13 protein-coding genes are annotated in these 16,540 nt (G+C 43.7%); all 13 read left to right on the top strand.

The window, feature by feature from the left end; all coding sequences use genetic code 11:
• The first annotated feature begins 68 nt into the window (after window positions 1–68).
• Complete coding sequence (locus AC58PV_RS01695; protein ID WP_497430564.1) at window positions 69–3,290, top strand: golvesin C-terminal-like domain-containing protein; 3,222 nt, start codon at window positions 69–71, stop codon at window positions 3,288–3,290.
• An 80-nt stretch (window positions 3,291–3,370) separates the two neighbouring features.
• Window positions 3,371–4,669 (top strand): carbon-nitrogen hydrolase family protein, encoded by a 1,299-nt coding sequence (locus AC58PV_RS01690; RefSeq protein ID WP_497430563.1) that lies wholly within the window; start codon window positions 3,371–3,373, stop codon window positions 4,667–4,669.
• The gene (locus tag AC58PV_RS01685) at window positions 4,650–5,564 is read left to right on the top strand and encodes a dienelactone hydrolase family protein (protein WP_497430562.1); all 915 of its coding nucleotides are present in this window, start codon (window positions 4,650–4,652) and stop codon (window positions 5,562–5,564) included. The genes AC58PV_RS01690 and AC58PV_RS01685 overlap by 20 nt, the downstream gene beginning before the upstream one ends.
• Window positions 5,565–5,770: 206 nt before the next feature.
• Window positions 5,771–6,571, top strand: coding sequence for a DUF4362 domain-containing protein (locus AC58PV_RS01680; protein WP_497430561.1), 801 nt, complete (start codon window positions 5,771–5,773; stop codon window positions 6,569–6,571).
• Window positions 6,572–6,628: 57 nt separating this feature from the next.
• Window positions 6,629–7,225, top strand: coding sequence for a hypothetical protein (locus tag AC58PV_RS01675; RefSeq protein ID WP_497430560.1), 597 nt, complete (start codon window positions 6,629–6,631; stop codon window positions 7,223–7,225).
• Window positions 7,226–7,607: 382 nt separating this feature from the next.
• Window positions 7,608–8,243, top strand: coding sequence for a hypothetical protein (locus tag AC58PV_RS01670; RefSeq protein WP_497430559.1), 636 nt, complete (start codon window positions 7,608–7,610; stop codon window positions 8,241–8,243).
• A gap of 120 nt (window positions 8,244–8,363) precedes the next feature.
• A complete protein-coding gene (locus AC58PV_RS01665) occupies window positions 8,364–8,804 on the top strand; it encodes a hypothetical protein (protein ID WP_497430558.1) in 441 nt (146 codons plus the stop codon).
• On the top strand, window positions 8,791–9,360 hold the full coding sequence (locus tag AC58PV_RS01660; RefSeq protein ID WP_497430557.1) for a DUF5050 domain-containing protein: 570 nt from the start codon (window positions 8,791–8,793) through the stop codon (window positions 9,358–9,360). The genes AC58PV_RS01665 and AC58PV_RS01660 overlap by 14 nt, the downstream gene beginning before the upstream one ends.
• Window positions 9,361–9,606: 246 nt before the next feature.
• Window positions 9,607–10,065: a hypothetical protein gene (locus AC58PV_RS01655; protein ID WP_497430556.1), complete on the top strand. Its 459-nt coding sequence runs from the start codon at window positions 9,607–9,609 to the stop codon at window positions 10,063–10,065.
• Window positions 10,066–10,112: 47 nt separating this feature from the next.
• On the top strand, window positions 10,113–10,667 hold the full coding sequence (locus tag AC58PV_RS01650) for a CBO0543 family protein (RefSeq protein WP_497430555.1): 555 nt from the start codon (window positions 10,113–10,115) through the stop codon (window positions 10,665–10,667).
• A gap of 486 nt (window positions 10,668–11,153) precedes the next feature.
• On the top strand, window positions 11,154–12,263 hold the full coding sequence (locus tag AC58PV_RS01645; RefSeq protein WP_497430554.1) for a glycoside hydrolase family 88 protein: 1,110 nt from the start codon (window positions 11,154–11,156) through the stop codon (window positions 12,261–12,263).
• Window positions 12,264–12,348: 85 nt separating this feature from the next.
• Entirely contained in the window at window positions 12,349–14,691 is a 2,343-nt protein-coding gene (locus AC58PV_RS01640) for an AraC family transcriptional regulator (protein ID WP_497430553.1), read from the top strand.
• Between the two features lie 147 nt (window positions 14,692–14,838).
• Window positions 14,839–16,533, top strand: a complete 1,695-nt coding sequence (locus AC58PV_RS01635; RefSeq protein WP_497430552.1) for a type 2 periplasmic-binding domain-containing protein — start codon at window positions 14,839–14,841, stop codon at window positions 16,531–16,533.
• Window positions 16,534–16,540 lie beyond the last annotated feature (7 nt).

Raw genomic sequence — 16,540 nt, 5'->3', positions numbered from 1 at the left:
AGGAGGGCAGAAACATTCTGTCCTCCAATCAAACCACATTCCCTTATTATAAAGGAGGAAATGAAATAATGAGATGTAATGGATGGCTTGTAAAAAGGGTGAGAATGACCTTGATGTTGGTGGCTTTCGCGATTACGGCTATGTTTGGGGCATCTTCTGCGTATGCATCTGGCTCAACAGTAACCATAGATACATCTACAATTGTTAACAATGATTTCCTCGGATTCGGTGGGGAGTTTGATCCTACGCAGTTTATGAGCGAAGCTGTAGCCAATGGTTTCAATGATGACTGGTGGGAAGTGGAGAAACAGCGGGTAGCCAAGTTGCATCCGAGCCTTGTTCGCGTGTGGTATCAGACCGATTGGATGGAGCCTGCGAACGATAACAACGACCCTGACGTCACGAACTGGTCGAATATGCAGACGAATAGCGCTAAAATGCAGTCTGTCTACAAAGTGCTTGATTTCCTAAAGTCCGAACAAATTGATGTCATGCTCGTCGCCGGTTGGAAGATGGATGCTGCTGTACAGAGTTGGCTCGCATTCAGCGGATTACCGAGTCCAGTCAATAGCGCCCCGAACGATCTAGATGAGTGGGCCGAGTGGGTATCGGCATCGCTGCACCAACTGATTACGGTAAAGGGCTATGATAACATTAAGTATGTGATGTCCTACAATGAACCAAGTGGTGGTGATTTCGAAACTCCAGCAGGCATTGACCCAAAGGACTATTACAAGGACATGTACCAAGCTATTCACGATCGGTTACTTGCAGATGGCATGCGCTCCACGATCAAGTTAGTCGGGCCTGATGAATCTGGTTCGAGTTCAGAATGGACAGCATATGCAGCGACGTATATGAATGATGTTCTCGATATTTACGATGGTCATGCTTATAACATGGATTACAGCACATTGCCGGTTTGGCTTTCAACTCGCAATAGTTATATCACGCCTACGGGGAAACCACACATCTTGACCGAATTTGCAGCTCGTGGGACCAATGAAGACCGTAATACCTTTCAGTATGGCGTTAATCTTGCAGATTTAATGGTATCCGGCATGCGAAATGGCGTATCCAGTATGCTATATTGGCGTCTTGCCGATCAACAGCTGGTCGATCCGCTGAATTTTATCGATACTACGTTTGGAGCGTGGCCATGGCTGCCGGAATCAACGATGCCCCGGTATTCGTACTATTCGCTTGGCTTGTTTTCTACTTTTACAGGTTCGCATGCGCAGGTGCTATCGACAACGTCGGATGATCCTGACTTGCATGTAACGTCAGTGAGAAGAGCGGATGGCGAGTACACGGTGTATGTTGTTAACAGCAGCCCTTCAGCGAGCAAAAATGTATCCTTTCAGTTTGACTCGAATCTGAACAAGACCGTAAGCCGACATTTGTATACCAGTACGTTGGTGCCTACACCAGGAGCTATAACGATACCTAGCGATGCCTCTTGGACGAGTGTTGGAAGCCTTTTTAGTGATACGAATCTACCTGCGAATAGTGTAGCTGTGTACACGACGGTTGAGGAACCGGAGCAAATCGAGATTACACCTGGTGAAATCTCCGCTGTCTTTGGAAGTACAACGACGTTTAATGATACAGTCATTGGCAGCACGTATGGTACGACATGGTCTGTGCTTGGCGGCGTGTCGCAAGGAGCGATCTCGACCAGCGGGACATATACTGCGCCGAATGCGATGCCGCCTATGCCCCAAACCATTGTTAAGGCAACGAGAGTCGGCGATCCAAGTGTATATGGCTTAGCTGTGATTCAGTTCAAAGTGCTTGGACTCAAAGCAGTTGGCGATTATCCGAATGTGAATTTAAGTTGGCGGCCTTCCCAAGGGGCATCGAGTTATAACGTTAAACGAAGTACGACGCCAGGCGGACCTTACACGGTAATTGCTTCAAGTGTGACGGCAACTACTTATGTAGACTCTGACATATCGGATGATACGCTCTATTACTATGTCGTCTCTGCCGAGGGTGCGTACGGAGAAAATGGAAATTCGAATGAAGTCACACCGAGCAATTATTTTATTGATAATTTTAACGGCACGGCAATTGATGCAACAAAATGGAGAGTCATCAACAAGGGGTTTCGGTCGACAGCTGTGACGGGCATTGGTGCCAGCCAATCCAGTGGATCGCTGACATTTTCCGGTACGACCAGTGTAAGTTACTGGGGTGGCAAAGGGGTACAATCCATTCCATTTTTTCAGGCGACGGCAAGTTCTCCCTTAACTGTGAAAGTAGATCGCGTTTCAGCGAATGGCATTGGTTCGGGGTATCGCAGCGGCATTAAGCTGTGGCGTACTTATACGGAGAATATTCATTTCAGTCAGAATAGCGATACAGGGGTATGGGCTTATAATTTAAATGACGGCAGTGATGTTACCGTGTATGCGAATTCGGATCATGGTGACCATGAAATCAAGCTTGTTCATGACGGCAGCAATGTTCATTTCTTTGTTGATGATGTGGAATATGCAAGTGTTCCGGTTACTTGGAATAATGATTTCAGCATCATGCTGACAGGTGAAGCAAGACAAAACGGGGATACTGTCACCGCTGTATTCGATAATTTCTTTGCGTATTCTTCAACGCAGGTTGTGCCTGCGCCATCAGGTTTATCGGTGGTTGCAGGAGATTCACAGGTGAGTTTAAGTTGGGGAAGTGTACCTGGGGCAACCAGCTATACGGTCAAGCGGCGTACAGTCGCTGGGGGTGCTTATACGCCAATTGCCTCCAATTTGACATCTACTACTTATTCGGATACAGGTTTATCCAATGGAACAGCTTATGATTATGTAGTAACAGCTGTGAACAGCACGTTGGCAAGTCTACACTCCAAAAGTGTGAAAGCCACTCCTGCTGACGGAAGTATTATCGTTGATAATCTGCAAGCAGAGAAAACAGGAACTTGGAACTCGTCAGCTTCACTCCCTAATTATTACGGTTCGGATTATGTGTTTAATGCAACAGGGAGCGGAGCGGACTCCATTCGATGGAAGCCGATGATTCCAGAGGCAGGTAACTACAAAGTGTACTATTACTTGCCGAACGGCAATGGCGATCGCGCTACGAATGCACCGTTTACCGTGCATTACAATGGTGGATCCCAAACGTTCCTGATCAATGAGCAGGTATCTCCAGGCGGTTCTTGGATTTTACTCGGAACCTTCAATTTTGCGGCAGGGAATACAGGGTACGTTGAGCTTACTGACAGTGCCAACAGTAACTATGTTATTGCCGATGCGATCAAATTCAAGAAAGAGTAGCAACTTTGAAGGGGAGCTGATATGGCTCCCCTACTCGTAAGATGTGACTGCATCATGTCATCACAGGAGGTTAGGCTTCCATGGATACAATCATGAGGATGGAAGATGGGGATTGGCAATTCTGGACACCAAGGGAAGAACTATCACCTTCCTATGCGCGGATTGAATTAAACGAAGAGCTTAGACTTGAGATTCACGGGGCAGGGAACCAACGGTGTTATGGAAGTTGGCATAGCCGGAATATTCGTGTTGAAGAAAATCACAGTTATGCGATTCATGCATCGTATACCTGTAGGAGCATTGGACATGAGCATGTAAGTATTTATGCGGTTGCAACTTGGATGGATGCAGAAGGTCTCCTCATTCAGCGAGATTATTTGGACCGCGTAAATGAACATGAAGCGCTAGACTCAATGAGGAAAATGCGCCGTGAATTGGATTCTCCTTCTCGTGCTGCTTATTTGCGGTTGGAACTCTCCTTTCGTTGGAGTGGGGAAGGGAACGTCGTGTGGAAGGACGCAACGGTTCAGGAGCACAAAGAAGCCTATCGAAAAGCTGTACGTGTAGTGACGACGTATGCTAGACCTACTGAAGATCGGGCAACTAATCTCCAGTTGATGCTCAATCTGCTAGATAAAGCTGGTCAGCATCATCCAGATCTCGTTGTTCTGACAGAGACTTTCTATGAGGGCTTCGTACAGCTGCCTTTGGAGGAAAGGTGCCAAACGATTCCGGGACCGCTTACGAGTTTCGTTTCAGAGAAAGCAAAGGAACTTCGCAGCTACGTCCTCTATACGATGTATGAACGAGATGGGACATATATTTACAATACGGCCGTATTAATAGACCGTGAAGGCGAGATTGCAGGGAAATATCGCAAGATTCATCTCCCGCTGTACGAAGCGGAAATGGGTGTAACGCCAGGAGATGAACATGTGGTTCTAACTACCGATTTTGGCCGCGTAGGGATTTTAACTTGTCATGACCAGGAATTCCCTGAATCCGCACGAATCTTGGCCCTTCAGGGAGCGGAAGTGATTTGCATCCCTACAATCGGCAATGGCTTATTGCAAACAAGAGCGCGCGCTCGTGATAATGGGCTGCATGTCGTAGTCGCCGGTTGTGGTGGAGGCGTTAGCTCCAGCAGGATCATTGCTCCCAGTGGCGAACTTATTGGACATGTAGAGAATGAAGAGATTGGTGTTTTCGCTGCTGATCTCGATTTGGATAAACGGTTGTACAAATATTGGTTATCAGTAGGTCCAGGTAACGGAGAACCTCGAAGCTTGTATCTAAAGGAAAGAAGATCAGATACTTACGGGGATTTAATTGACTGGGTAGTGATGGAGGCGGAGAATCATGAACGTAGAGGGTCGTAGAGAGGAATTGCTGGGCTTGCTTGGCAAGCTGCCTCCTCGAACAGCGTCTATTCAGGCACATAAAGTGCAAGAACAAGAACATAGCACTTATATGTTGGAGAAGCTAATATTGGAGCTGAATGACCGTGAGCCTGTTCCTGCCTATTTTCTGCGATCTAAGTTAGCAGGATCCCGCTCGCCGGTGATCATGTACAACCACTCGCATGGTGGGCGATACGCGGTGGGTAAGGAGGAATTGTTGTCACCTGCCCCCTATATGTACGAAGAATCCTACGCGGATAATCTTACTCAGATGGGCTTCTCTGTGCTATGTATAGATGCTTGGGCATTTGGGGAGCGGAGTACCCGCAGTGAAGTAACATTATGTAAAGAGATGCTTTGGCAAGGCAGAACGATGTGGGGCATGAAGGTTCATGACAGCCTTCGTGCTATCGACTATCTCGTTTCTCGCCCTGATGTAGATGCAGATCGGATTGGTACCTTAGGCATGTCGATGGGGAGTACAATGTCGTGGTGGCTTGCAGCGTTGGATCCACGCATTCAAGTAACCGTTGACATCTGCTGTCTAACCGATTTTGAGACGCTGCTGGAGGAGGATGGCCTAGATCGGCACGGGTTATATTACTATGTGCCTGATCTACTGAATCACTTCACAACAGCCCAAATTAATGCATTGATAGCTCCGCGCCTGCATTTGAGCTTGGCTGGTAATCTAGATCCCTTAACCCCGGTCAAGGGATTAGACAAGATTGATCAAGAGTTAACAAGCGTATATCACCAACTTGGATATTCGGAATCATGGAAGTTATTGAGGTTCGACGTTGCACATCTAGAGACGAAGGAAATGCGCCAGAGCGTGCTTGATTTCTTGCAAGAGTGGTTGTTAAAAGCATAAATAAGTAGTATGAAACAGATAAGGATGAACCGATTGTCAGGGTTCATTCTTATTTGTTTTTGACAGGGGGATAAAAGGAAGTGAAGTATTAGAGTGGGGGAGGTGTTTAGTTATTGGGCAGAGTTCTTACATTTTCCCCACCTATCGATGGAACAAAATGTAAGTTTGACTCGTCAATAATGTATACGTGTAAGGGAGGTTCTAAATTGATCAAAAAGTTAATGATATTTGCCTTTGCTATAAGCATATTGTCAGGTTGTTCAAATATAAAAGCTATTGACCAATCTCAAGGAACATTAAAAAATAATGCTGACGTGGTTGATATCCACGGAAGTGTTTCTAATCTCTTTAAAATGGACGACTTTTTGGGAAAAGTTAAAGAAAAAGAAAACGACACTATTAGCATTTCCCATTATACGATTGAAGGTGACCCTATTTATCACAATATCAAGTACCGTGATGGGAAATTCGAACTTCAATATGATACTACGCAAGATAAATTCGGAGCAGGCAAAGTAACAACATACTCATGTGAAAACTTTGAAAAAACTGAAACGAATACAGAATTGAAATATACCTTAAAGGCTTGTTCTGGTGAAGTGAAAAGTATTGATGTACTACACCTTTCATATGACGTATCGAAACAAGACCTGTTCCAATTCCAGCTTAAATATGGAGATAATCAAGCAAATGAGATTAATACGATAGATATGAAATTGGTGAAAGACCTAAAAAATGGTCAAATGCTAGGTGTGAGTGATTTTCAGCTGAATAATGAAGAACGACAAAAAATATTTAAAAAAATGGTGTTATCCAATTATTTAAGGGAAAAGAAATTTGCAACATGCACCGAGAAGCCAGATTTCTATTTAAAAGTCAAAATCAATGGTGCGGTTCGTGAATATAATTGGTCAGATTGCACAAATAATGAGGACAATAAAATAATGACTGATTTGGCAAATACAATTATTGAGATTGTTAATACGAATCAATTTTATGGTAGTTGAATACGGATTGGTTGTAAATAAATACTGTGAAATCAATAACCTAAATGGAGGTAATAAATGCACAGACGTAGAATGATAATTCTAATTCTAGCCTTCTCAATGTGTATAATTATTGGCTCTACTTTAGGGCTAATTATTAAGGGTGGACATGCTACTGACGGAATTGGTAGTCTTAGTGTAAAATCAATGACATCGAATTTAGAGGAAGACTTTTGGAATGTTGATCTTGTTGTTAAGGGAACTGTAATTAGTCAGGAAGAAACTTTTAAAAAGGATGCTGGGGTTGTATCTAAGCGAAGTTTTTCCTTTGATGTGACTCCTGCAAAAATTTATGTTGATAAAGTTTTATATGGAAGTGTTGCCTCCCAAACTATAACCTATCTACAACATGGCTCTTCAACGGATCAAGTACTTAGTAAAAAATTTGTTGAAAAAGGCGAGGAAGTTATTCTAATTCTTTCGAAAACGACAGATGGAGATTATTGGTCTTATAATTTTGGTGATGGGCAATGGAAGATAAAGGATGGGAAAGTTAAGTCGGATGCAGAATCAGAACATATTTCAAAATTTAAAGATTACAATGTGGATCAATTTATGAGTGAAATTTCCGAAGCAGCAAAAAACAAGAGAAAAAATAAAGAGTATGAGCAATAATGTAAATAAAGGGCACCGTATAGATTTAGTCCATCTGTAGCCCGTGTCCCGTTTTGCTCGTTAAACTAACGTAAAACGATAGTTCAATCACGACATGACGGCAGCTGGTATATGATCGAAAAATGTAAGAAGTTATAAGGTAGCTGAGCGTCTTAGCTTTACTTTAGAAGGAGTTCTTGAGGGGTATAAAACTACATATGCCAAATGGGTATTAATAGAAGAAATAATATCAGGGGATAAAATACTGTATCCTAACGGCTTAACAGAATTACTGAATAAAGAGGTTTTCCGCTAGCGCTAGCAGGAAAAGGATTAATCAATTGTCATTCAAAAAGAGAGCCATTAAGCCTCTTTGCAATGAAAGATGAAAGGGTGAGGATTCATGGAAGTGAGTTTGTTAGAACGTTTACCAAATCCAATAATCTTAAAAAAACTAATGAGAATCCAAGCATCTCTAAATATAATTCTTTGTCAAGATGAATGGCTTCGTTACCATAGCTTTGTTCAGGATTGGGATGAAGGTATTTGTTTGGCAAAAATAGATAATGGAGCAGGTGATCATCTAATTATTTTGTTTTCCCCTGAAGGCTCCATAATAAAAGGCTTCGACCATGAATCTGAATTAAGCCCATATGCACAAGAGGAACATAAAGTAGTGCAAGGGATTTATAGTGACGTTCCAAAGGAATTATTATCTTTACTTGAAGACGATGCAGTTGAAAAAGATGATGTGACTTTTTGTATTTGGCGTAAAAACAGTGATACTAACTGGCACAAGGGAAATGTTGTAATTCAAAAGGGAGAAAGCGATGGTTCAGATTTTTTAATAGCTTGTATATTTCATACACCAGAGGATTTTGTGGAATTTGCAAAAGGTTATTTTGATTTGTCACTATCATTAGATATTGTTGCAAAAGTATATGATGATGTTCCCATTACTGTAGAGATGATCAGAAAGTTAAATCCCGACTGTGATGTAGAGGTAGTTCTTCAAGAATTAAAGCCATTTCACTTATAGAGTTAGCGAAAGTAAAACTGATTGAACTAACGAAATTGTAACCTTCATAAATTCCTTAAAGTTTTAGTTTATGAAATTTTTAGACCGAATCAAGGCGTAGAGCAGGCGGAGTTTTTGGCTATGCTTATCCGAGCTTTTCAACCGAGCGATTTTAAGCAAGAATCTGACGCTAATAATTGGGCACTCCCTTATAAAATCTATGCCAGTAACATGGGATGGCATGTTGTTACTCCAACATATTTAGGAGGGCATACTAGTTACATTAATCTAAACAGAGGAATGGTTGCACAACTTATTTCAAATGCTACTGGGAAAAATTTTAATGTGGATGATTCGATCCATTATTTACTTGATATAGGATTAGCTAAAGGTAAGACAGATACAAGTACTGAAGGCTTTAATAAAGGCGATCAAGTCACCCGGGCTGAAGCGATAACGTTTATTGAGCGGTTGAAACAAGTCAATAGTAAATTACAACAAGTGACTTCAACAGAGGAAAAATATGTTCCCTTACTTCTCTCTCGAAATGGTCAAAAGATGGCAGCAAATGGATGTGAATGATACAGGAATATACCGCATGAAACTTGATGGAACCGAAACAAATTATGTTATCTCGGAAAAAGGGATTAATAATTTTTTTATAAATGCTAATCAACTTTACTTTATTCAAAATGACACTAATGAATTATTTCAAGTAGACTTAAGTGGAGCTGGTAAGAAGAAAATTAACGATAATCTCTCAGGCAGCTTCATCATTGAAGATGGATGGAGCTATTATGTTAAAGGACAGAATCTTTATAGATCAAGTCTAGATGGAACTACGACTATATTGCTACATAGCGTTGACCCTATGCGAGATAATGGTCCGATGTATCAGTCACTTCAATATCGTGATGGATGGATCTACTTTTTGCACGGAAGACCTGGACTTGTTTCAGATATTTATCTTAAGAAAATTAGGATTGACGGAACCGGACTCACACGTGTAGCTAATGCTTCTAAAGGAATGCAATTGTATGACGCTGATACCTTATTTTATGTTTGGTCGAATGCAATGAACACCACTGAAATGACAATCCAACCTGCAATAGAGCTGCTACAAGGGGGAGCCAATTAAGTAAAATGAAACGGGAGTAACGCTACTTGCGGCTCCCGTTTTTTCGTGACACGATTTAATGTGACCCAAGGACAAGGAGCAACTCCTCACGGCTGGACGCCTGAGAAGCTGCTCTTTTTAACATGATGCGATAGGGCAATCCCCCGAATAATTTATTAACAAATTGTTTAATGATGCCCAAAAGCAATTTCTAATTGAGAATTATCAACCTGTTGGGCATGTCTTGAAAGTAGAGGGCCAATAAGGATGCAGATAATTGCTACATTTGAGTACTTTCCTCTCCTTGAAATTGCACTTACTGAACTTGAGGAAAAAGGGATCTCGAGCATTTACGTGGTGCCGCTTGATTTGCGGAAAAAAGAACCGCGACTGATGGATAGCATCCATCGTGCAGATGGATTATCGTTTATCGATAAGGGTATGATTTTTGCATTTATGCTTGCTACTATTGGTGCGAGTAAAGGTTTTGTATGGGCAGGGGGACCCATTATTTGGGGGATTGCCGGTGCGATTGTAGGTTTTATTTTAGGCGTAGCAGTCAATTGGGTCATCTATCTAATAAAACGTGAAAAAAATCAACTTGCTATTAAAAAAGGGATTAGGGGAGAGGTCGTAGTCGTAGTTACGTGTGAAGATCATCAGGTATCGGTTGTAGAGGATATACTCTGGGATCATAAAGCTTTTGGATTGGCTATTACGAAATAGGCAGAAACGGATATCAAAATCGCTACAATACAGGAGCTGCGTCTTAATTGCCATCCCAATATCCATCTTTTGATGAAATAAAGGCTGTTGAACAGAAGCTTACTGAAATGAGGAGTCAATATTATTATGACCATGACCTATTTTCAGCTCAATGGTGGCTCCTTCTAGTGCTTGTCATTGCACCTTGGTTCGTATGGTGGAAAATCGTAGATAAATCAAGAATAAAAGAGATTTTACTTTACGGAGTTGTACTATCTACAATTGTTGTTCTACTTGATGATATCGGTGGCGAGCTGGGGTTATGGTCCTACCCGTATCAAGTTTTACGTTTAATTCCCCGACTCAATTCAATTGATTTTTCTGTTCTGCCTGTAATTCACATGATAGTCTATCAGTATTTTAAGAGTTGGAAAGCCTTCTTAGTGGCCAATGTCATCATGGCTTTCCTGTTTTCATTCGTCGCTGAACCCATATTTGTCTGGATTAATATTTATGATTTGGATCATTGGCGACATATTTATTCATTCCCGATTTATATTGGTAAAGCAGTGTTTGTTAAATGGTTGATTGAATTTATTTATGAAAAAAGTAAATCTCACTGACGTGGTTGATAGCCACGGAAGTGTTCTATTAGCATTTCTCATTATACGAATGAAGGTGCAAAGAATAGGCATTAGATTCGGGGAAGTTGAATTAAAAAGTGCCGAAAAAGCTAAATGGAGTGCGAATTGTGTTTAATACGAACATATAAATAGAATATTTTTAAATATATAACCCGCCTCATTCTCCTTATAGAGATGAAGCGGGTTATGTTGTTTCCTGTGTATACGCCTGTTGTAGGAACACGAGCTTGGTATTATGCAGCTGTTGCTTATAGACTCCAAGATGGGGAATGGAGCCTGTAATTTAATTGGAGATTTGGGCTGAATTACTCACTGCGCGCTCCGATATTGGCAATGGGTTATCGATCTTAACAACGTATAGTTCGTCGGGAAGAGGAGGCTTGATACAATTGAAGTAAGCGAAGTGCTGCCCACTATTCGCATACATACTAGGAGGAGAGAAAAGAAGTGAAGAGGATATACGAAATGGAAATCGAAAGTATCATACAGCAAATTGACCGAAATTTGGAAGACTACGGCCATCGTTTTCCCCATATTCATCGGGATGGACGATATGCTGAACATTTCTCGGAGGACGGCAGCTGGACGGGGTCATTTTGGACCGGAATGGTTGCGATGGCTTACCGATACACAAATAACCCGAAGTATCTAAATTACTTGCATGGCTACTTGCCCTTGTACAAAGAACGACTGGAAACCGGATACACGGACCATGACCTTGGTTTCCTGTATCAATTATATGCAGTTGAAATGTACCGGTTGACCGGGAGCTCTACATATAAGGAATTGGCTGTGGATGCGGCCGACAAGCTGCTGGCGCGATACCATGTAAAAGGGGGATTTATACGCGCTTGGGAGCCAGTAGAATCCGATATTCGTCGAGGCAAAATCATCATTGACTGCATGATGAATCTATCACTACTGTATTCTGCTTCCGAGCTGATCGGCGACCCGAAGTACCGCGAAGCAGCACTTTCCCATGCGGAGAACTCACGTAAACACCTTCTGCGCGAGGACTTCTCCACCTATCATACATTTGATTTCGATCCTGAGAGTGGAAATCCTATCGGCGGCTTTTGCGAGGATGGCTATGGAGACGAATCGACATGGTCGAGGGGACAAGCCTGGGGAGTTTACGGCTTTCAGCTTTCCTACCAACTAGTCGGGAAAATGGAATTTCGTGATACAGCTGCTGCGATGGCGGATTATTTTATCAAGCATACACCTGAGAGTCTCATTCCGCCTTGGGACTTCCGTCTGCCTGACGGGGCCATCCAACTCCATGATTGTTCGGCTTCGGCAATCGCAATATCGGGTATGTTCGATTTGGCAGAATCGCTAAACAACACTGTTCAAGCCGATTACTATCGGAGTAGAGCGAACGAAATGCTGCAGGCTCTTATGCCGTATTCAAGTGCGGGAGAAAAGGAACGAAACGGCATTTTATCATCCTGCTACGGAAGAACGGAAGAGGGGCAATTCCATATGTACACCATATGGGGCGACTTTTTCTACATGGAAGCACTCTTCAAAGCGATAGGCCATAACTGGCAGATGTGGTCTTCCAGTAGATAATGGAAGACCCGTAGACAAAGAACATTGCTTCCCATTGGCATAGAAGAAAAAGATAGCATGTAACCATAGGGGGTCAACAAAAGATATGAAATCGAACCGCTTCAAGCTTCCATTCCGCAAACGTTCAGGCAGCATGATGATGATGCTGTTCGGCTCTTACATCGCCGTGCTGCTGATCGCAATTGTCATCGGTTCAATCCTATATTGGAAAGCAAAAACGGTTGTGGAGCATACGGTAAACAACACCAACGCCGCTATGTTGGAACAACTGCGTGAAGTGGCGGACGGACGTTTGAAGGAAATCGAGCAGCTGGAGCAGCAGATTGCATTTCACCCTCGTCTCGGCTGGCTGTTTAATCACGAAGGCTCATTTAGTGATCAGGATGCCTACTCCATCATTGAATTTACGAACGATCTACAGCGTTTCAAAAACCTGAGTAAGCTGGTCCACGACTTTTACATCTATGATATCAATAACCGTCTCATTATCGGTCCTAACGTCAAGTCCACACCAGAAATCGTATTCGATCACGTATACCAGTTCGCAGGTAAAACAAGCGCTGATTGGGTCACAGAGTTAAAGAAACCGGCATTTCGTTCCTATGAACCGGCAGCTTCTGTTCGGATGGACAATGGTAGCACGAAGCCGTTTATTGTTTATCGGCAATCACTGCCGTTCGGCGATTCCGCATCAGTTAAAGGTTCCTTGATTGTCATGATTGATGAGGGCCAATTCCGAAGTTTATTCGACAAGCTGGCATCCGTTAATCGTGGCAAGATTTATATCCTTGACCAACAGAACCGGGTCATTAGCTCAACAGCTGGCACAAGAAGTGGAATCTCCTTAGCATATAGGAATATGGCAAACGATTACGGCAAGCTTGAGGAGATTATGGACGGACAATCACAGATTGTGACCTATACAACATCCGCTGTGAACGGCTGGAAATATGTTTACGTTGTCCCACAGGCTGTGTTCCTCGATCAAGTATACGCTGTCAAGCGATGGGCGATACTCCTGCTTTCGCTCTGTGCGTTGGGAGGTGGAGCAGCCTCGTTATATCTTGCCTACCGAAATTATATACCTGTTCGGGACGTTGTTCGGATTATCCGTAAGTGGAGCGGATCTGAACAGGAAACTGGCCTCGGTGAATTTGAGCTAATTAGATCGACGATTGAGTCGGCACGTCTGACGGAATCACAGTTACGTGACATGCTGGCCCAACAAGCACCAATTCTTCGTGTCAACTTCTTGACGAGACTTATACGGGGATACGTGCAGCCTACTGAATTGGAGCCGGATTCGCTGGCTTTTGTCGGCATTTCATTCATTTCTTCGTCATTTGCTGTAATCCTGATAGATGCAGGTGATATAAGTGGCTTCGCGCAAGGTGGCGGGGAACGGGAATGGCCGTTTGTAGGTTTTATCCTCTCTAATATCGCCGGTGAGCTTGCAGGCGAGCATCATCTGGGCTTTCCCGTCGAGCTCGATCGCGGCAGAGTTGCGGTTCTAATCAACCTGCGTACGGAACGATTGAGCATGGCCAAAGCGGAAATGCAAGAGATGGCAGAGAAGCTGACCGCATTGCTGGAGAGCCGCTTCCGTATTAAGCTGTCAGTCGGGATTAGTGGGATAGCTAAGGATCCAGAAGGAATCGGAGAAGCATTCCGAGATGCGCTTAAACAGCTCGACGAACGGATCGTACTTGCACGGAGAACCGAAACGGACCGCAATGCAGAATTTTCAACGGAAGAATCCTACTTCTATTATCCGCTTGAGGTGGAGCAGCAGCTTGTCAATCTAGTGAAGGCTGGGGAGGCCGACAAAGCGGATAAGCTGCTTGATGCTGTGTATGATGATAATTTCATTACGCGCAGCATCTCGCCTGAACTAGGTCGCTATTTGCTCGTTACTGCAACGGCTACACTGCTACGGATCGTGCAGAGCTATCCGGATCTGAAATCGACGATGGCAGAACGGGTCGCCTCAATCGAACGAGTGTCTGCTAGCGAATCCATGCTTACCGCATTTGCGGAATTGAAACAATCCTATCGAACCATTTGCCTTAATCTCAAGGAAAGGAGAAGCGATACAACCGAACTGTTGCAAAACGGCATCAATCAATATATCGAAGCCAATTTCGGCGAAAATATGCTAAGCGTCAACTCGATAGCCGATCATTTTAATCTGACTCCGCAATACATCTCAGCAGTTTACAAGAAATCTAGCGGGCAAAATCTGACTGACTATGTAGCCGAGGTGCGTATTCGCGAAGCAAAGAAATTGCTCACGCATCCATCGATGACGATCGCGCAGGTAGCTGAAAAGGTCGGTTACGCTAATGATATCGGCTTCATCCGCTTTTTTAAGAAATATGAAGGGATTACTCCAGGCGCATACCGATTAAGTTTACAAACGGATAAGTGATATGCGATTCCGATAGCCCGAAATCTTGCAATTGGTTCGTTAAACTTAGAAATAGATCATACCAAACCTACAGAACGAGGCGATACAATCGAAGCAAGGTCGAAGGCTTTAAGGGGCGGCCCAATTCGAATAAGGGGAGTTCAATCGATGGGGAAAAATGGAATGAGCATTCAAAGTGAATTGCGAGAGGGCAAGAGGGGGCGGAACAGGTCTAGTATCGTAACGGCTTCCATGCTGGTGATATCATTCGCAGTTCTCACATCAGGCTGTAGCGGGGATAAGATGGAGGGAGGAAGCGCTTCATCTAGCGCTGCAGCATCTACAGCTACTCCCGCAGCGCTGCCCGATGGCAAGATCGTATCCTCACCTCTTACGCTTAGCTACTTCGTTCAACTGTCTACGAATCGGCCCAGCGGCATGAACAGTTTAAATGATATGGAAGCATACAAAGAGCTGGAGAAAATCACAGGAATTCATGCGGATTTTAAGCACCCGACAGCAGGACAGGAAGGCAACCAGTTCAATCTGATGCTTAGTTCTGGTGACTATCCCGATGTCATTGAGTGGAATTGGAACAGCTACCCGGGGGGTGGACAGAACGCACTGAAGAGTGGAGCGATCATTAAGTTAAATGATTACATCGATAAATACGCACCTAATTTGAAGAAGCTGCTGGATGCGAACCCGGAAATTCGCAAGCAAATTTCGACGGACAGCGGAGAGATCTATTCGTTCCCGTTTATTCGTAATGATCCCTACTTGCTGACGTACTATGGACTCGCGTTGCGTAAGGATTGGCTTGACAAGCTGAAGCTGGAGGTTCCAACGACCATTGAAGAATGGCATACGGTGCTGAAAGCATTCAAGGAAAAAGATCCGAACGGCAATGGCAAGCCAGATGAAATTCCACTGTTATTCCAAAAAGGCAAATTAAACTGGGGCAACGACATCCTGAACGCTTGGGGAATCCGCAACGACTTCTATTTAGATACGGCGACAGGCAAGGTACAGTATGGTGCTCTGCAGCCACAATTCAAGGAATTTCTCACAACGATGCGCAGCTGGTATAAGGAAGGCTTAATCGATCCCGATTATGCGGCGACAGACGATAAGCAGAAGAATGCCAAGGTAACCGGGGATCTGGTCGGTGCGACCGAAGTGACCGTAGGTGGGGGAATCGGAACGTACCTTGCAGCAATGAATGGCAAACATCCGACATTCGACTTGGTAGGAGCACCTTACCCGACATTGAAGAAGGGCGACAAACCGGTGCTCGGCCAGCAAGAGCCTATCTTCAACGGACTTGGAGCAGCAATATCCAAGAACAATAAACATATTATCGAAACAGTCAAGTGGCTGGATTACAAATATGGTGAAAAAGGCGCCTTACTGTTCAACTTCGGAATCGATGGCAAGAGCTATACGATGGACAACGGCTATCCGAAGTACTCAGATGATGTCATGAAGAATAAGGATGGGCTCGCATTCGGTGTAGCACTGACGAAATATGCGATACCTTTCGGAGCTCCGATCTCCCAGGATAAGCGATATATGGAGCAAAATGCTGCTTTGCCACAGCAAAAGAATGCATTGTCCACATGGATGAAGGCAGACAACCGAGGATGGCTGCCGACCCTATCACTCTCATCGGATGAATCGTCAAAGTTGGCAGCTGTTATGACCGATGTCCGGACGTACAACGATGAAATGTTTGATAAATTCATCATGGGCGCTGAGCCGATTGAGAGTTTCGACAAGTTCGTCGATAGATTAAACAAGATGGGGTTACAGGATGTTCTGAAAATTGAGCAAGCCGCTTATGACCGCTACTTGAAAAGGTAAAAAGCTC

Source organism: Paenibacillus sp. J22FR83 (genome assembly GCF_059691955.1).
The sequence above is the reverse complement of the archived record's forward strand: the minus strand, read 5'-3'. Positions and strand labels throughout refer to the sequence as shown.